The organism is Paenibacillus sp. FSL H3-0333 (assembly GCF_038002805.1).
Taxonomy (GTDB): Bacteria; Bacillota; Bacilli; order Paenibacillales; family Paenibacillaceae; genus Paenibacillus_AQ; species Paenibacillus_AQ silagei.
The window spans coordinates 6,512,458-6,530,835 of the sequence record NZ_JBBODG010000001.1 but is presented as its reverse complement, the minus strand read 5'-3'; the positions used below and the strand labels follow the sequence as shown (position 1 = coordinate 6,530,835).

The 18,378-nt window shown below is 53.6% G+C and carries 12 protein-coding genes and 1 pseudogene; 10 read left to right on the top strand and 3 right to left on the bottom strand.

Features of this window, described 5'->3' with window-relative positions:
• Positions 1–123 precede the first annotated feature (123 nt).
• From MHH78_RS28630 to MHH78_RS28620, 3 genes and pseudogenes are all read right to left on the bottom strand, one after another.
• Positions 124–336, bottom strand: a pseudogene (locus MHH78_RS28630) (GNAT family N-acetyltransferase); the annotation flags it as partial.
• A gap of 176 nt (positions 337–512) precedes the next feature.
• Positions 513–1,442 (bottom strand): alpha/beta hydrolase family protein, encoded by a 930-nt coding sequence (locus tag MHH78_RS28625; RefSeq protein ID WP_341169643.1) that lies wholly within the window; start codon positions 1,440–1,442, stop codon positions 513–515.
• A 119-nt stretch (positions 1,443–1,561) separates the two neighbouring features.
• The gene (locus MHH78_RS28620) at positions 1,562–2,548 is read right to left on the bottom strand and encodes an alpha/beta hydrolase (RefSeq protein ID WP_341169642.1); all 987 of its coding nucleotides are present in this window, start codon (positions 2,546–2,548) and stop codon (positions 1,562–1,564) included.
• 214 nt (positions 2,549–2,762) lie between these two features.
• On the opposite strand from MHH78_RS28620, the gene iolG reads away from it, so the two are divergent.
• The 10 genes from iolG (at position 2,763) to MHH78_RS28570 (ending at position 18,366) form a co-directional block, all read left to right on the top strand.
• Positions 2,763–3,809 carry an inositol 2-dehydrogenase gene (iolG, locus tag MHH78_RS28615; RefSeq protein ID WP_341170398.1) on the top strand — a complete coding sequence of 349 codons (1,047 nt, stop codon included), beginning with the start codon at positions 2,763–2,765 and terminating at the stop codon, positions 3,807–3,809.
• Positions 3,810–3,848: 39 nt separating this feature from the next.
• Positions 3,849–4,682, top strand: a complete 834-nt coding sequence (iolB, locus tag MHH78_RS28610) for a 5-deoxy-glucuronate isomerase (RefSeq protein ID WP_341169641.1) — start codon at positions 3,849–3,851, stop codon at positions 4,680–4,682.
• 198 nt (positions 4,683–4,880) lie between these two features.
• Positions 4,881–5,891: a LacI family DNA-binding transcriptional regulator gene (locus MHH78_RS28605; RefSeq protein ID WP_076076418.1), complete on the top strand. Its 1,011-nt coding sequence runs from the start codon at positions 4,881–4,883 to the stop codon at positions 5,889–5,891.
• A gap of 970 nt (positions 5,892–6,861) precedes the next feature.
• The gene (iolC, locus tag MHH78_RS28600; RefSeq protein ID WP_076076415.1) at positions 6,862–7,872 is read left to right on the top strand and encodes a 5-dehydro-2-deoxygluconokinase; all 1,011 of its coding nucleotides are present in this window, start codon (positions 6,862–6,864) and stop codon (positions 7,870–7,872) included.
• 47 nt (positions 7,873–7,919) lie between these two features.
• Positions 7,920–9,380 carry a CoA-acylating methylmalonate-semialdehyde dehydrogenase gene (locus tag MHH78_RS28595; RefSeq protein ID WP_076076413.1) on the top strand — a complete coding sequence of 487 codons (1,461 nt, stop codon included), beginning with the start codon at positions 7,920–7,922 and terminating at the stop codon, positions 9,378–9,380.
• Positions 9,381–9,404: 24 nt separating this feature from the next.
• Positions 9,405–11,351 carry a 3D-(3,5/4)-trihydroxycyclohexane-1,2-dione acylhydrolase (decyclizing) gene (iolD, locus tag MHH78_RS28590; RefSeq protein ID WP_341169640.1) on the top strand — a complete coding sequence of 649 codons (1,947 nt, stop codon included), beginning with the start codon at positions 9,405–9,407 and terminating at the stop codon, positions 11,349–11,351.
• Between the two features lie 94 nt (positions 11,352–11,445).
• The gene (gene iolE, locus MHH78_RS28585; RefSeq protein WP_341170397.1) at positions 11,446–12,342 is read left to right on the top strand and encodes a myo-inosose-2 dehydratase; all 897 of its coding nucleotides are present in this window, start codon (positions 11,446–11,448) and stop codon (positions 12,340–12,342) included.
• Between the two features lie 754 nt (positions 12,343–13,096).
• Positions 13,097–15,364 (top strand): helix-turn-helix domain-containing protein, encoded by a 2,268-nt coding sequence (locus MHH78_RS28580; protein WP_076076407.1) that lies wholly within the window; start codon positions 13,097–13,099, stop codon positions 15,362–15,364.
• A gap of 411 nt (positions 15,365–15,775) precedes the next feature.
• Positions 15,776–17,389, top strand: a complete 1,614-nt coding sequence (locus tag MHH78_RS28575; RefSeq protein WP_339313194.1) for an extracellular solute-binding protein — start codon at positions 15,776–15,778, stop codon at positions 17,387–17,389.
• A gap of 137 nt (positions 17,390–17,526) precedes the next feature.
• Complete coding sequence (locus tag MHH78_RS28570; protein WP_235191891.1) at positions 17,527–18,366, top strand: ABC transporter permease; 840 nt, start codon at positions 17,527–17,529, stop codon at positions 18,364–18,366.
• Positions 18,367–18,378 lie beyond the last annotated feature (12 nt).

Genomic DNA, 18,378 nt, shown 5'->3' with positions numbered 1-18,378 from the left:
CCTATTAGCTTTCATAAGTGATCTATCCTTCTCTTAGATGCTTCCGGCAACACCTTTAATTTCCAATCTGCTTTTCCCAATTAAATAGACGTATGCTTGCTAGCCTAAGCGCTGGCTAACGAATTAACTGTTTTGAGAGAGTTCTTTGGTCAAATAATAGTGAGAGTAACTGCCGGCGTTATGTATCGTTCCGAACACTTCAAACCCTTGCTTTAAGTAAAAATCCAATGCCTGAAAGCTTAGGGTATCTAATTTGATAAAATCACATTTTTTTTTAGCCATTTTTTCGGCTTCGAGCAGCAGTTTCTTTCCATATCCGAATTTCCTGTAGTCCTGTAACATAAGATGTATCGTTTGTGCCGGGCGCTTTCACTATTCGTAATTGCATTTGGAACACTCCTTCAAGCAAGAGTTACGATAGCTTAAGTGTATCATTGAGTACCCGTATTTAGCTGTAAAGAACATTTAAAATTAAGCAATACTGCCCCTGCAACTACGTTTATCAATTCATACTAAGTTCCTACAGGTTCACCCTCTGCGTTGATGGGAACGACGGTTTCTCCAGGCTGTAAAGCGAGATTTCGGCCCGCCTCACCCTTACAAAAGACCGCCTCCATGAATGTGGTTGCAGCTTCTGCGGTAACGGCATGAACGGGAACTGCATGTTGATCACCGTAATGAAGCGGAATATCCGAAAACGACATGTGCTGAGCCCCTTTTACCTGATAGAAATGGGCATTATTCAGAGAGTTGAAGGCATAGCGCTGCCCATCGATGTAATCGTATGCAATGGTCTCATTCATAGATGCTGCCATCTCCCGGTACGCCGAAGCTTCTTGCCGCAGCAGCAAAACTGGAACAGAAGACAGTACGTCTTCGCGGCGTATGAGGTGAAAACTGGGATCGAGCAGGACAGCCGCCTTGATCCGGTGATCCTGCTTGGCGGCCTCCAGGGAGGCGGCACCTCCGAGCGAATGTCCCATGACAGCAACCTTATCCAGGTCGAACAGCCCGGCGAGCTCAGCATCATCGGAGCAGTTAAGCGTCTCAAGAATGTCCATAACTGCGTTTATGTATTGAACCCGGTTGAGGAGCAGACGGGACCAACTGGTGTAGTCGCTGCTTGCCAGCTCCGCCATTTCTGGTGCCTGCTTGAGATAGCTGCCATCTGGAAATACGGTGAAGACAGACTCATGCGGGGCGCTAATCGTAATTACCACGTAGTTTTTGGAGACTAACTTGGAAATCACTCCGAGATACATATCGCGTTCAACACCAAATCCAGGGGAGAAGAGGACGACGGGATACCCTCCCTGTTTTGGAGCTATGGCCCCGTTGGTTGTTACACTGGTAATATTTAAGTTGTCCAGATCCACGCCCATCTCTGTCAAAAGCTTAGCGGCCTCAGCCTGGCAAGGTGCGTACAGGTCGATACCCTTCACCGGTTCTCCCCCGATGGCTGGATGAAAAATACTAATAACGAGTCTGGAACATCCTTCCAGAACCCTTATGAATCTCCCGATCATGTTAGCTCACCTTTCTTAATGGATATATATTCCTACTAAATAGACGCCCACTTGTCTGTTTGGTTGCGATGATTATCTCTTAATAAACTCAGTACCGAATCTACGACAGCTTGCGGATTATATAGTTGAATGGAATGCCAGCTGTCCTCTATCACGATCTGCCGGGTTTTTGCGGTTAACTGGAGGAGCTTCTTCTGTGCTTGCTGCCAATCCTCATTCTGCCTTCCGGCAGATAATACGATGATTGGTAATTCCGGAACTAAAGGCTCTGACTCTATTAATTGGAGGGCGCTTTCTATAGTGCAGAGAGATTCCAGATATGCCGCTTTATACGCATTATTTCGATATCCGAGTGTATTCACTGTATGTTGAACTGGTGGAGGCAGCCGTTTGGCACCAATAGGTTGTTTTAATAGACGGGGCAACCCAATAGGGGATAAAAGATAACCCATTCTTAGCCGTCTCAGGTGCCGCAGCCGTTCTTCATATCTGATTTGATTAAAAGTGGATTCTATGAATCTTTGCTCATGTGTGGAGTCCACAAGAATAATCCCGGAGACCTCTTCAGGATACTTAGAAGCAAACAGCCGCATGATCATTCCGCCATAGGAGTGCCCTACAAGAATGTATGGGGGTTCTAATTCAAGCTGCGTCAATAATTCCCGCAAATCACGAACATAGCCTTCGCAAGTCGGCTCACTGATAGGTGTAGTACTCCAACCGAAACCGGCCCGGTCATAGGAGAGGACCTTGGTATGCTTGGCTAATGCGGGCTGAACCAATGACCAATCCAGAGCACAACCGCCCATTCCTGCTTCCAATAGAATCGTCGGAAGATTACTTGTGTTGCTGCCGGTAACCATCGCATGGAGATGATGTGAGCCAACTGAAATCTTTTCTCCTGGAGCTTTATATTTATACAGAAGGTATCTGGAAAGAGCCGCTTGAATCCATGTGAATGGAAGTCCGATCAGAGAAATAATTACACGAAGCAGGCTTTCGGTAAAATTAATTTTGCTCATGAGACAACACCTCTTTTCCTGTTCTAACTTGCATAATATAGGATTCATTTAATTGTTAAAGAGAAATCTCACGGTATCTATTTCCTATTTTATTTCGGCCTACGCTTATCTGATCTTTTTGAGAAAAGATTTTGCTTGAAGCTTTCCCGGGCATGAAGTATACTGTTCTCGGGAAGGTTAAGCGCTTACCCTCTGAGGAGGATAAGCGAACATGATTAAACCGATTGTAGTTGGCATTATCGGAGCGGGAAGAATCGGCCGTCTCCACGCAGACAATCTGCGTGCGATGCCTTCGTTCAAGCTGAAGTCCATAGCTGAAGCTATGATGAGTGAGGAATTGCTGGCCTGGGCAGAGAGCAGAGGGCTTGGCTCTGTTTTTGCTGCGGGTGAAGATATACTGAATGATCCTGAGATTGAAGCGGTGTTCATCTGCACGCCGACTGATTCGCATGCGTCCTGGATTGAGCGGGCTGCGCGCGCGGGCAAACATATTTTCTGTGAGAAGCCGATCAGCCTATCCTCGGAAGAGACCCAGCGGGCTTTGCAGGCGGCAGAGGACGCTGGTGTGCTGCTGCAAGTCGGCTTCAACCGCCGGATGGACCCCAGCTTCCGCAAGCTGAAGCGGCTGGTTCAGTCCGGAGAGCTGGGGAATCCTCATATTGTGAAGATTACCTCGCGTGACCCGCAGCCTCCCGGTGAAGCTTATGTACGTTCTTCCGGTGGGATGTTCATGGATATGACGATTCATGATTTCGATATGGCCCGTTATCTGGTAGGCAGTGAAGTGGCTGAGGTCTACACCCGGGGGGCGAACCTGATTGATCCGATGTTCGGCCGTTGCGGGGATGTGGACACCGCCGTCATTACACTGACGTTCGTGAACGGGGCGATCTGCGTGATCGACAACAGCCGGCAGGCCGTATATGGCTATGATCAACGGGTCGAGGTCTTCGGAACGCTGGGTTCGGCGACGGCAGACAACTGCCGCCCGACAACAGTGGAAGTATCCACCGCGGCTTCGGTCACCCGCGATCAGCCGGAGCATTTCTTCCTGGAGCGCTATAACCAGGCATTCACGGAGGAGATTGCTGCGTTCGCCCGTTCTGTGCGGCTACAGGAGCCGGTGATCTGCAGCGGCCGTGACGGCGAAGCCGCACAGCTCATTGCTGAAGCAGCCAGAGAATCGTATCTGAGCGGACTTCCCGTCAAGCTGTCTGTAACTGCTGCGGAAGCAGGATTTTCTGAACTGCAGGCCTTGTAAGCGGATACAGATTCTGAAGACAGAGGAGGATGAACGAGGATGTCTGATCTACTGATTAAGGCCGGAGCGCCGGATAAGGATGGCTGTATCGCTGCGGTCAGCCCCGAGAGTGCCGGATGGAAGTATGTCGGGTTCGAGGTGTACCAATTGCAAGCTGGGGCTACCCTGGAGCGTGATAGCGAAGAGAATGAAGTCTGTTTGGTACTGCTGGCGGGCAAAGCAGATATAGAGGTGGATGGCGAGCGGTTCGCCGATATCGGCGGACGCATGTCAGTCTTTGAAGATATGGCTCCTTATGCTGTGTATGTTCCGGCGGGAGCGCATTATGAGGTTACTGCACTGACAGAGCTGGAGCTTGGAGTCTGTCTTGCTCCGGGAAGCGGCAAATATCCGGCACGGCTGATTACCCCGTCAGATGCGGCAATCGAGGATCGCGGCTATGGCAGTATGTCACGCAAGGTTGTTAATATCCTGCCTGAGCAGAGTGTGGCCGAGAGCCTGTTGGTGGTCGAGGTGCGCACGGGCGGCGGCAATTGGTCCAGCTATCCGCCGCACAAGCATGACCAGGATAACCTGCCGGCCGAATCCTATCTGGAGGAGACGTACTATCACCGGGTCAATCCCGCCCACGGCTTCGTGGTGCAGCGGGTCTATAATGATGACCGCAGCCTCGACGAGACTATTGCTGTTCCGGATAAGAGCATTGTGCTTGTGCCGGAGGGCTATCATCCTGTCTCAGCACCGCCGGGATATGATTCGTATTATCTTAACGTGATGGCCGGACCGGTGCGCACATGGGTGTTCCACAATGATCCCGATCATGAGTGGCTGTTCAAGCCGGGACAGAGCGGGTCTGCAGCAGCGGCAGAGTAAATAGAGCTGAAGAGTGTAGAAAGTTATGCAGCTTGGCAGATAAGCGAATGGATTATTATGGGGCTTCCGCGCAGCGGGAGCCTTTTTGAACTAGCTGGTCTGTAAAAGACACACATACCCGATAGATAGACAGCGTGGGAGGACTTCCTTATAATCGAAGGATAAGAAGGCATGAACGCAAAGGCGGGCTTAATAACGATGAAACCTACGATCTATGATGTGGCACGGGAAGCAGGCGTCTCTATCGCTACGGTGTCCAAGGTATTGAATAAAAGCGGCCGGATCAGCGACAAGACGCGGGAAAAGGTAGGGCGGGTCATGGAGGAGCTGAACTACCAGCCCAGTCTGGTAGCTTCTGCGTTGACCAGCCGCCGGACGGGTACCATCGGGCTGATGATCCCCGATATTGCCAATCCTTTTTTTGCGGAGACGGCCCGCGGTATCGAGGATTACGCTCAGGAGCAGGGCAGCGACTTAATCGTGTGCAGTACGGACCGCAGCGATGAGAAGGCGGCCCGGTACATCTCGCTCCTGCTGCGCAAACGGGTGGATGGCCTGATTATTGCCTCTCATACGGGGAATCCTGAGCTGATTCGCGGAATGGTGGCCGATCATGTGCCGCTCGTACTGTTCTCAGCCGATATCCGTATGCTGGAGGGCAACAGTGTAACCGTCGATGATTACAAGGGCGGCTATCAGGCTACAGAATATTTGCTGTCCCTCGGTCACCGCAGGCTGGGAGTGATCTCTGACAATCTGCCGGGGAGCAGGCTGCGGGTGGAGGGGTTCCTGGATGCGCTGAAGGCGGCCGGGATTTCTTTTGACAATCCGGCGAATATGATCCACACCTCGGCAACGCTGGAGAACGGGCGTACGGCAGCAGCAGAAATGTTGAACCAGGCACAGAACATACGCCCGACCGCCATCTTTGGCTGCAATGATCTGCTGGCGATCGGGGTGCTCAAGGAGGCGCGCAGTGCCGGCCTGTCCATTCCCCGCGACCTGTCCGTAGTAGGCTTCGACAATACGATGCTGGCCGAAATCTGCCATCCCTCGCTGACCAGTATCGCCCAGCCTCTGCGCGAGATGACCGAGCAGGCGATGCTTCTGCTGAATGAATCAATCAGTAACCCCACCAGCCCCAAGCGCAAAATCATGCTGATGCCCGAACTTGTCATCCGTCATTCGACGGGTCCGGTTCCGCACTAACCACACACTATCTATTCAAGACCTGTTCCGGCTGCGGCTGGGAGCGGGTCTTTTTTTGCGTGCTGTAGTGGGGGAAGAGCGAGATGTGTGGGTGGAGAGTGCCGGAGGGATGCGAAAAACCGAATAGAATGGGTATTGCGAGCGCGTGCGCGTGGAATGTAAGTGAAAAACCGAATACATTGGGTATTGCGGGGGGCGTGCGTGCGGAATGTAAGCGAAAAACCGAATACAATTGGCTAGCCCAGTCTGCCCATTAAGCAACAACGTGTGCTAAGCCGGAGAACAAGTGGATTTACTACAGCTACTGGCGAACGATTGCCCGCCGGAGGAGCAGTAGTTGGAAAAATGGCACTTAAATAATCCCGACATCCACCTTGGCTGCAAAATCAATCACAGTAGTTGCTTTTTTTCCACTTGCTTGCTCCTAAGTGTCAAAAAACGAGGAATTAAGCTACGTTTTTCCACCTGTTTTTCCGGGGGGAAATGTTCCCCTTCAATTCATTCTACCGGCTTGTTGAGATCGCTTTCAAATTGAGGATTGCCAAAAGCGCGCTTCTAAACTATACTAAAGTAGAAAATTAGGTTAAGCGCTTACCCTCCCCCCAAGAAATAGTGAAATAATCTGTTCCTAATGGCATCCAGTCCGAATGACATCCAGATTTTCTTCAAAACAGCATTCCAATCTGCTCCAAGTTGCATTTACAAGTAACTCAATGATCCAGCCAAGCTAACGATCAATATTCATTCATCACCAGTTCAACCATGGAAACGATCACTCATTGAAATGCTCAATCTACACGCCAAGCGACTCATACAGCGGCGTATCAAACTAACCTTTTGATTGCACGATCTACAATTTGATTGTGCGATCAACATCTTAATTGTCCAATTAATTTCATTGTCCGATGTACAGCCATTCGTGTTACCGAACGAATTACCTTTTCCCTAGCTTGATCAAGGAGGCATCACTATGAACGGTTTACAGTTCGACCCTGACCGGCGGCTGGATGTAGTTGCTGTTGGCCGGTTGTGTATTGATTTGAACGCCAATGAGACCGGGCGGCCGATGGAAGAGACGATGACCTTCACCAAATATGTCGGCGGCTCTCCGGCCAATATTATCATCGGTGCAGCGCGGCTCGGCATGCGTACCGGCTTCATCGGCAAGCTGGCTGACGACCAGATGGGCAGGTTCATCCGCAGCTATCTGCGTAAGGATGGCATCGACGACAGCCAGGTCTGCGTGGACCGGACGGGTGCAGTGACGGGGCTGGCTTTTACCGAAATTAAGAGCCCGCAGGAGTGCAGCATTCTGATGTACCGCGACCATGTGGCCGATCTGCTGCTGAATACAGAGGAGATCTCGGAGGAGTACATCGCCAGCTCCAAGGCGCTGCTCATCTCCGGTACGGCGCTGGCCCAGAGCCCCTCCCGTGAAGCGGTGTTCCTGGCATTGGAATTTGCCCGCAAGCATAACGTGACCGTGTTCTTCGATCTCGATTACCGCCCTTATACCTGGACATCAGCCGCTGAAACGGCGGTCTACTATAATCTTGCTGCCGAGAAAAGCCACTGCATCATCGGCACGCGCGAAGAATTCGATATGATGGAGAATCTTTACAATCTGGCAGGCGCGGATGATCGGGCCACAGCAGCCCGCTGGTTCTCGCATCAGGCAGAGCTGGTGGTCATCAAGCACGGCGGCAGCGGCTCGATTGGCTATACAGCGGATGGGCAGAGCCACCGGAGCGGGATTTTCCCGGCAAAAGTGCTCAAGACGTTCGGCGCAGGCGATTCCTATGCGTCAGCCTTCATCCACAGTCTGATGAGCGGGCACAGTGTCAGTGAGGCGATGCGGCGCGGTAGTGCCTCGGCCTCGATTGTCATCTCCCGCCACAGCTGCTCCGATGCTATGCCAACCCTGGAGGAGCTGGAGGAATTCCTGCGAACCAACGAGGAGGTTACAGCAGGAGCGCAATAAGTAAGGTTAGTCAGCAGACTTTATATAGAACAGAAGGAGTGGACAGAATGACAGAGCAAACGGCACAAGTACTCAAAAATTATATCAACGGGCAATGGGTAGCAGCCGATACGGAGCAGACGGAGCCGGTAGTGAATCCGGCCACAGGCGAGCTGCTGGGCAGAACGCCTCTATCCGGCAGAGCCGATGTGGACCGGGCGGTGGCAGCGGCTAAGGCAGCTTTTGCAGGCTGGTCCGCAACACCGGTGCCGCGCAGAGCACGGATTCTGTTCAAATATCAGCAGCTACTGGTCGAGAATTGGGAGAAGCTTGCGAAGATCATCACCCTGGAGAACGGCAAAAGCTTCAAAGAAGCCTACGGCGAGGTCCAACGCGGCATTGAATGCGTAGAATTCGCAGCAGGTGCTCCGACACTGATGATGGGCCGGCAGCTGCCGGATATTGCGACTGGCATCGAGTCAGGCATGTACCGCTATCCGATTGGAGTGGTTGGCGGGATTACCCCGTTCAATTTCCCGATGATGGTGCCGTGCTGGATGTTCCCGCTGGCGATTGCCTGCGGCAACACCTTTGTGCTGAAGCCTTCGGAGCGTACACCGCTGCTGGCGGCCCGCCTTGCGGAACTGCTGGAGGAAGCCGGACTGCCTAACGGTGTGCTGAATGTGGTGAACGGCGCGCATGAGGTGGTGAACGGGCTGCTGGAGCACCCGGATGTGAAGGCGATTTCTTTTGTCGGATCGCAGCCGGTGGCGGAATATGTATACAAAAAAGGAACGGACCATCTCAAGCGCGTTCAGGCGCTAGCCGGAGCGAAGAACCACTCCATCGTACTGGCGGACGCGAACCTGGAGGCCTCGGCCTCCCAGATTGTGAATGCGGCCTTCGGCTCTGCCGGGGAACGCTGCATGGCCTGCTCGGTGGTAACGGTACAGGAGGAAGTCGCCGATGAGCTGATCTCGATCCTGCTGCGGGAGTGCAACAGCATGACCATCGGGAACGGTCTGGAGGAGGATACGTTCCTTGGGCCGGTGATCCGTCAAGGCCATAAAGAACGGACGGTTAGCTACATTGAACAGGGGATCGCCGAAGGCGCGAAGCTGCTCAGGGATGGCCGGGAGGATGCTGCGGTGCAGGGCGAGGGTTATTTCATCGGGCCTACGCTGTTCGACGGGGTGACGGAGGAGATGAAGATCTGGCAGGAGGAGATTTTTGCGCCGGTGCTGTCGGTGATCCGGGTGAAGGATGTGGCCGAGGCGGTAGAGATTGCGAATCGCTCGCGGTTTGCGAACGGGGCTTGTATCTTTACGAATGATGGCGGGAAAGTCCGCTATTTCCGCGAGAACATCGAGTCCGGCATGCTGGGTGTCAATGTGGGCGTACCGGCTCCGATGGCGTTCTTCCCGTTCTCGGGCTGGAAGGATTCGTTCTACGGCGATCTTCATGCGAACGGAAGCGACGGGGTAGAATTCTATACGCGCAAAAAAGTCGTCACTGCCCGCTGGCAGTAGACAAGGCGAAGGGAGGAACATGAAGTGGAACGTATCCGATTAACGACAGCGCAGGCGCTGGTTAAATTTCTGAATCAGCAGTATGTGGATTACGGCGGCGGGCCGGAACGCTTCGTGCACGGGGTATTCACCGTGTTCGGGCATGGCAATGTACTTGGATTGGGGCAGGCCTTGCAGGAAGCGCCGGGTGAACTGACGGTCTACCAGGGACGCAATGAGCAAGGGATGGTTCACGCGGCAACCGCATTCGCCAAGCAGAGCCGCAGACGGAAGATTATGGCCTGTACCGCTTCAGTAGGGCCGGGGGCCGCTAACATGCTGACAGCTGCTGCAACAGCAACGGCGAATCAGATTCCTGTGCTGCTGCTGCCGGGAGATACCTTCGCTACCCGCCAGCCTGATCCGGTGCTCCAGCAGATGGAGCATACGTATAATCTGTCGATCACGGTTAATGACGCCTTCAAGGCAGTCAGCAAATACTGGGACCGTGTCACCCGGCCGGAGCAGCTGATGTCGGCCATGCTGAACGCGATGCGGGTGCTGACGGATCCGGGAGATACCGGGGCGGTTACGATTGCGCTGCCGCAGGATGTGCAGGGCGAAGCCTGGGAGTACCCGGCTGATTTCTTCCGCAAGCGGATTCACCGGGTCATCGCCCGGCTGCCTCATCCACAGGAGATCGCGGCTGCGGCTGAGCTGATCGCCAGCAAGCAGCGGCCGCTGCTGGTCTGCGGCGGGGGTGTCCGGTATGGGGATGCCGGAGCGGCGCTGCGCGCTTTTGCCGAGAAATTCGCCATTCCGTTCGGAGAGACCCAGGCCGGCAAAAGCGCCGTAGCCAGCAGCTTCGAGTACAACCTCGGCGGCATCGGCGTCACCGGCAACGGCTGCGCGAATGCGCTGGCCCCGGAGGCCGATCTGGTGATCGGCGTCGGCACCCGGTTTACGGACTTCACCACCGCCTCTAAGAGTCTGTTCAGTCATCCTGAGGTGGAATTCCTGACGCTGAACGCCTCGCCATATCATGCGGCCAAGCTGGATGCGCTTGCGGTGGTCTGCGATGCTGCCGAAGGCTTGAACGCCTTAGCCGCAGCGCTGGAAGAGCGGGGATACCGCTCTGCGTATACGGATGAGATCACCCGGGCGAAGAAATCGTGGGCTGCGGAGAGGGAACGCCTGGCTGGTGTGGAGTATCCGGTGAACACCGGCAGCACAGGTGCGTTCACCCCGGAGGTAGCCGGTCATCTCGATGAGAAGCTCCCGGAATATGCAGAGGTGCTAGGCACTTCGCTGACCCAGACGCAGGTGCTGGGGATCATTAATAAAGCGATTCCGCAGGATGCGATTGTCATTGGAGCGGCGGGCAGTCTGCCGGGAGATATGCAGCGGATGTGGAACTCGGAGGTGCCGGATACCTATCATATGGAATATGGCTTCTCGTGTATGGGCTATGAGATTGCCGGGGCGCTGGGCATCAAGCTGGCTGAGCCGGGGCGTGAAGTCTACGCGTTGGTCGGGGACGGCAGCTACCAGATGCTGCATTCCGAGCTGGTAACCAGCTTGCAGGAGAACCGGAAGATCAACGTCCTTCTGCTGGATAATGCAGGCTTCGGCTGTATTAATAACCTGCAGATGGAGCAGGGAATGGACAGCATGGCCACAGAATTCCGCCACCGGGGGACGAACGGCCAGCTCAGCGGTGAGCTGATGCGGATCGACTATGCGGCGAGTGCGGCCGGTTATGGGGTACAGACCTTCCGCGCGTCAACAGTCGAGGAGCTTAGCACGGCCCTTGCTGCGGCCCGCCAGTCGGAACGCTCCACGCTGATCGACATCAAAGTGCTGCCGAAGACGATGACCCATGGCTATGGAGCCTGGTGGAATGTCGGGGTTGCAGAAGTGTCCGGCAAGGAAGCGGTACAGGAGGCTTATGACCGGAAGCACAGCGGACTCAAGAAAGCCCGGAGCTACTAAGCGGGCGCTGCATGTGCGCGAACCAAGGCAGACGGCGCACAGTGGATCAAGGATTCTGCCATACTTGGGATTGTGGAAGGGGTAGAACATGAGCATGTTCAGAGACAATGCCGTCCGGCTGGCGATCGCTCCGATTGCCTGGACGAATGATGATATGCCTGAGCTGGGTGGCGGCAATACGTTCGAGCAATGCATCAGCGAGATGGCGCTTGCCGGATATGAGGGCAGCGAGGTGGGCAACAAGTATCCGCGTTCCCCGGAGCTTTTGCACAAGGCACTGGAACTGCGCGGTCTGAGTATCGCCAGTGCCTGGTTCAGCGCCTTCCTGACGGTGCGTCCGTATGAGGAGACAGCGAAAGCCTTCCGTGCGCACCGGGATTTCCTGCATGAGATGGGCGCCAAGGTCATTGTCGTATCCGAGCAGGGCCGGAGCATTCAAGGGCAGATGGATACGCCGCTGTTCGCTGACAAGCCGGTATTTACCGATAGCGAATGGACCACGCTCGCAGAGGGTCTTAGCGGGCTGGGACGGCTGGCGGCTGAGAAGGGCATGACGCTGGTCTATCACCATCACATGGGCACCGGGGTGCAGACTGCAGCGGAGATTGCCCGGCTGATGGAGCTTACAGATCCTAATGAAGTGTCGCTGCTATACGATACGGGACATCTGGCCTTCTCCGGCGAGAATCCTCTGGAGGTGCTGCGTGAGCATCTGCCACGGATTAAGCATGTGCATCTGAAGGACATCCGGCCGGAGGTAGTCGAGCGGGTGAAGGCAGAGAACCTAAGCTTCCTTCAGGCGGTAAAAGCGGGAGCCTTCACCGTACCGGGCGATGGCTGCATCGCATTCGGGGAGATTTTTGCCGAACTGGCCGCCTCGCCCTATACGGGATGGTTCGTTGTTGAAGCGGAGCAGGACCCGGCGCTTGCCGATCCGCTGGAATATGCGATCAAGGCGCGGCGGTATATCCGGGAAAATAGCGGTTTGTAGGACATCCGGGTGGCAGCCTATATGTCTGAAGGGCAGGAATATGCGGGGGTGCACAGCTGCGGCTGTGCGCGCTCCGTTTTTTCATGAAATCCATAGATCAGGTGGAAGCTACGGGCGGAGTTAGTTGGAATTACTCCACTTGCTGCCGGAAGAATGAATCCTGGTACAACAGCAGTTGGAAAAACAGCACTTAATTTAATCGCATTTCATTCAAAGTGCCATTATCGATACTATTAAATGCTGTTTTTCCACTTGCTTGGGCATAAATGTAATAAATTGAATAAATAAGATGCATTTATCCACCTGTTGTGGCCGGAGTCGGTTGCAGGGGTGGTGGCCGAGTGGGTTGAAGACAGTGCCGGAGTTGGTTAACGAGGTATGCCAAGGTGGTTGTGAAGCAGTTACTGCAGCGTTGGCCGCTGTGATTGTTAAGGTAGTGCGTGCGCAGTTACAGTGGCACCCGCCGAAGCGGTTGAAGCGCTAATTACTGACTGTTTGTGGAGGCAGTTACAACCTGCACCAGCACAGGAGAATGGCGGGGAAAAGGCCCGAGGGGAGTTGACTTTATCTGGTTAGCTGGAGGGGAAGCGCATGTGCTATAATGGCAGGAATTCGAACGGCAGTCAGTATGGCCGGTTGCCGCAGATGAAATAGATCTGAAGTCCATAGCCGCCCCAGAGCCGCCTTGGACGATATGTATATGAAGCGGCCGGATGCGGCCGGGTATCCTGATGGTTGTGGAGGAGGTTGTCGAATGTCCCGTTCCTGGTATCGCCGGTTGCTGCTGTCTTATTTCCCTATATTTTTGCTGACGGTGACGATTCTGATCTTTGCCTCATTTGTGTTTATTAATGATATCTCCCGGACGGAGACGAAGAAGGCAGACCGCATCTCCGCCAGCTATCTCAGGGATAGTGTGGACCGGACGATCAAGGAAGCCGAGCTGTCGGTGCTGGATGCGGTAGAGCGGAGCGAGGTCTACAAACGTTATTTCAATACGCAGAGCCAGCCGGACCAGGCGACGATCTATGCGGTTGCCCAGAGTCTGCGCAATCTGATACAGGAATCCTCATATATCCAGTCGGTGTATTTGTATGACCGGGTGCGTGGAAGCGTTCTAACCGATACGGGGCTGAAGGAGCTGGAGGGATTCGCCGATGAGGACTGGATCAGGGCCATGACTTCGACTCCGGCAGTACCGGAAGGCTGGCAACCGGTCAGGGATTATCATTCGGGTCTGTCCCAGCGTACAGAAATTCGTGTGCTGACAACCAATAAAGCAATGCCGCTTCCTTTCGGCTCCGGGGGAATACTGGTCATCAATATCAAAATGAGTGCCCTGGAGCAGCTCATCGACAGCATGGTTAACCAGCAGCTCTCGTTCATGACTATTCTGGACGGCAATGGCAACACCGTATACCAGGCTCATTCCGATACAGAAGGTGCTGCTGACGGCAAGGTGCTGAACACACTTAAGCTGGAGAGAAACGGCTGGACGTTCGCAAGTGGAATCAAGGCGGGGAATCTGTTCAGCTGGGTCTCTGTGATCTCTTATCTCTGGGTAGCGATTGCGGTGGGGACCGTGGTCTGTGCGGTATTGTATCTGATCTATGTAACCCGGCGCAATTATAAGCCGATCCAGGTGATTATGAACCGGATTGAAGGCCATCAGATCCGCACGATGGATCAGTCTACCGACAGGCCGGACGAGATGATGCTGATTGACGGCGTGCTGGAGAATCTGATTAACCACATGACCGATTATGATACCAAAACCAGGGAGAACCTGCTGCTGCAGCGCAGCAAGCTGTTCACCGATCTGCTGCACAGCGAGCGGCTGGAGCAGGTGACCCGGCGGCTGGAGGAGCTGTCTCCGCTTACCGGTGCGAATGCTTCCTCGCGCTTCATCGTTGTGCTTGGGGAGATCAACCGCTATGAGCAGGTATTCGAGGACCGGTATACCCGGGGGGATCAGAATACGCTGAAGTTTGCCCTGATGAATGTATTTCAGGAATTGGCACGGAATGCGGAGCTGCAGGGATGGGCAGAATGGGTGGGAACCGAACGCGCAGCGATTCTGTTCCTGGCGACTGGCAGCGATCAGGAGATGGAGGCCAAGCTCCGGGTCTTCGCGGAGGATTGCCGCTCCTGGGTCGAGCAGAATCTGCGGATCTCGCTCAGCTTCGGTATCGGCTCCGCTGCCGCCGGGCCGGGGATGATCCGGGAGTCTTATGCGGCCGCCGAATATGTGATGCAGCACAAGCTGCTGATTCATGAGGATATCGTCTTGGCAGGCAGCGGCGAAGCGCGCCAGCCGCTGCTTGAGACGTATAAATATCTGCAGATGATTGCTGAATTCGTGAAGTATTTCCGCATGTCGAGCGGCCAGTGGCGGGAGCAGCTGGAACGGATCTTCGAGTCGTTTGAACAGGATTTCCTGAAGGACGAGGATATCCGTTCCCTGATCCAGGCTATGCTGCAGATGCTGAGCCGGGAAGTGGCGGTGATGTCTGAACAGCTGCAGGACGAGCTGTCGGCAGAGAATGCTGAGGTCCGGCTGAAGCAATTGGAGGAGGCCGAGGCGCTCTATGAAGTGAAAACCATTCTATTCGAATATGTCACCGATTTATTCCGCACCTATGTCTCTGCCAGCGAAACGAAGAGCTACCGGGCCATGGTCAATGAGATGAAGGATTATATCGAAGAGAATTTCACCAATCCCGATCTCTCGCTGAAGCATCTGAGTGACCGGTTCCAGGTCTCCGGCAAATATGCCAGCTATCTGTTCAAGACCGAATTCAAAATGAAGTTCGTGGATTTCCTCACCGAGCTGCGGATGAAGGAAGCGGAGCAGCTGCTGATAGATACGGATTGTTCCCTCCAGGATATCGCACTTCAAGTAGGGTATGCGAATGCCATTTCGTTCGGAAGAGTCTTCAAGCGGATTGCCGGCATCACGCCGGGCGATTACCGCTCCTCCAGACGCCGCGAAGCAGCCTCCAGATTGGAGCCGCAGGACTAGCGTAAGCTGGGGAAATGAAGGAATTCCGTTTGATGGTGAAGCATGGGATTCATCTGCCGCATTCGTGTAAGGTACAGGCCGCATTTCTCTTACGCCAACCTCTGAACAAGGGGGGCGAATAGCGATGCGGCCTGTGTTTTTGCTGATATGAAAGCGGTTTATTGTACGAAAATCGTTGGTCTGATAAACCGGATGTCCGAATTCAGGCGCTTTATCGCATCCGAAACAGGTTTATTGTCAGACCTCCGAAAGTTATGGAATACTGTGGTCATCCCGCAGCAGCAAGCAGCCTTGAAACACTGAGGCCGGCCTACATGAACGGGATGAACGAATAAGACATACGGGCATCATCAAGCTCGGGGGTATCATGAAGTCACCATTATAGCCTGCTAAGGCGAGGGAGATGGAACAATGACAGTGAACGTAAACCAAAGAGTTCTGAAGAAGGCAATCGGCATCGGCTTGACCGCAGTAATGGGAGCTACTCTGCTTGCAGGCTGTTCCTCAGACGGTAAATCGAATTCGGCAGCCGGAGGTACAGACGCACCCGGGAAGAGCGCGGAACGCGTAACCTTGAAGGTGGAGATCTTCGACCGCGGTAAAACGCCGAAGCAATACACCATTACCAACAACTTCGTGTCCCAGATGATTCAGAAAAATTTCGGTGATCCTAATAATATCAATGTAGAATTTGTCCCGGTGCAGCGTTCTGAAGAAGTGACCAAGTTGAACGTATTGATGGCCAGTAATACGGATGTGCCGGATATTGTCTTCACTTATGATTCCAGTGTCTTTTACCGTTACGCCCAGCAGGGAGGGTTGACCGACGTAGGTTCCTTATTAGAGGAGCACGGCCAGACGCTGAAGAAATTCATTGGTGACGAGACGATGGCCTTCGGCCAGCTCGACGGCAAGCAGTTCGCTATCCCTGGTAAACGGGCGATTACAGGCCGCTACGCTTCATACATCCGCCAGGACTGGCTGGATAAGCTGGGGCTGCCGGTACCGAAGAACACCGATGAGCTATACACTACTTTGAAAGCGTTTAAAGAGAAGGACCCGGGCGGTCTTGGCAGCAAAACCATTCCGATGGGCATGTCCCTCGGCTCGGCTCAGCTGGAGACCCTGATCTACTCCTTCATCAAGCCGATCAGCGGCGACCTTACTTACAGCCAGCGCTACGAGCTGCCGCTGCATGAGGGCTTCAAGGATGCGGCACAGTTCCTCAACAAGCTCTACAATGAAGGGCTGGTCAGCAAGGACTTCAGTCTGGATGAAGACAAAGCCCAGGTATCCAAGGATATTCAGAACGGCAACGTCGGCTTCTGGTCGGAGGATGTGGATAGTATGTTTTATGCCGATGGCACTCTTGATAATCTCTACAAGAATGTGCCGGGCAGCAAGGTGCTGCCGGCGGATATCCTCACCAATGCCAAGGTGGACAATAAATATATCAAATCCCGCTATGCCTCGAACGGCATGTACATCATGATCCCTAAGAGCAGCAAACGTGCGGTGGAAGCGGTGAAATATCTCGATTGGATGGCGACTGGCAACAACCTGATTGACATTTACAACGGTGTTGAAGGCGAGAACTATGATATGGTGGACGGCATCCCGGTTGTTAAGGCTGATGTTTCCCAGGAATTCCAAGACCGTCTGTTCACTTCCGGGGACACCGCGATTATCTCCAACGGTAAGAACCTCGGCGATCAGGCTACCAATGAGAAAGCCTGGGTTCTGGGCTTCCCTGCCAACAATCAGGAGGTGCTGAAGCAGTCCATTGACATTGCCAACACAGATACTGTGGGTCCTATCGTCTTCGGCAAGCCGATTGAATCGGAATCGAAATACGGCACTACGCTCAGCGACAAGCTTAACGTGATTATCGTGAAGACTGCGATGGCGAAGCCGGATCAATTCGATACTATTTTCGAACAGGAAATGAAGGACTACATGTCTCTGGGCGGAGACAAGCTGAAAGCGGAGCTGGAGCAGGCGCTTACAGAGATTTCAGCCAAATAAACTAAAAAAAGTGAAAACCGGGGGGAGCTGGCATGCTGCTCTGCCCGGTTTTTTCTCCATAGGAGGAGAGGAACTTGAGCAAAGCGTCTTACATCAGAAGGTATTGGCAACTATACGCGCTGCTTTCACTGCCCATTATGTATTTCCTGATTTTCCGCTACGGCCCGATGTACGGGGTGCAGATTGCCTTTAAGGATTTCAACCTGTTCCAAGGCATCAACGGCAGTGAGTGGATCGGCTTCGATGCGTTCCGCGAAGTTTTTGGCATGAAGGAGTTTTACAGCAGTCTACGCAATACGTTTATGCTGAATTTTCTCGATTTGATAGTGTCTTTCCCGGCCCCGATTATTCTGGCTATTATGCTGTATGAAGTGAAGTCGGTATGGTTCAAAAAAATATCACAGACCCTCCTCTACATTCCCCATTTCATTTCCTGGGTGATTATCGGGGGTATCGTCTATCAATTGTTCGGCAACCAATCCGGTATGGTGAACGGTGTACTGGAGAGCATGGGGCTGAATCCTATTCCTTTTTTGACCGAAAAAAATCCATGGCTGATTACCTACCTGTTCACGGGTGTCTGGCAAAGTGCCGGCTGGGGGACCATCCTGTATCTGGCGGCGCTTACCGGTGTCAACCGCGAGCTGTTCGAGGCTGCTGAAGTGGATGGGGCTACCCGGATGAAGAAGATCTTCTACATTACGTTGCCCAGTATCAAACCAACCATTATTACCCTGCTCATTCTCAACCTGGGGAAAATGGTCAGCATCGGCTTCGATCGTCCTTACATCATCGGGAATACGGCAGTGCGCGAATACTCCGATGTGCTTAGTACCTTCGTCTACCGGATTGGTCTGGAATCGGGCCAGTATACGCTGGCAACTGTAGTTGGATTGTTCCAGGCGGTGGTTGGACTGGTGTTCATCCTTGGTTCCAATTATATATCGAAAAAAGTGACCGGCGACGGCATTCTATGATTATACAAGAAG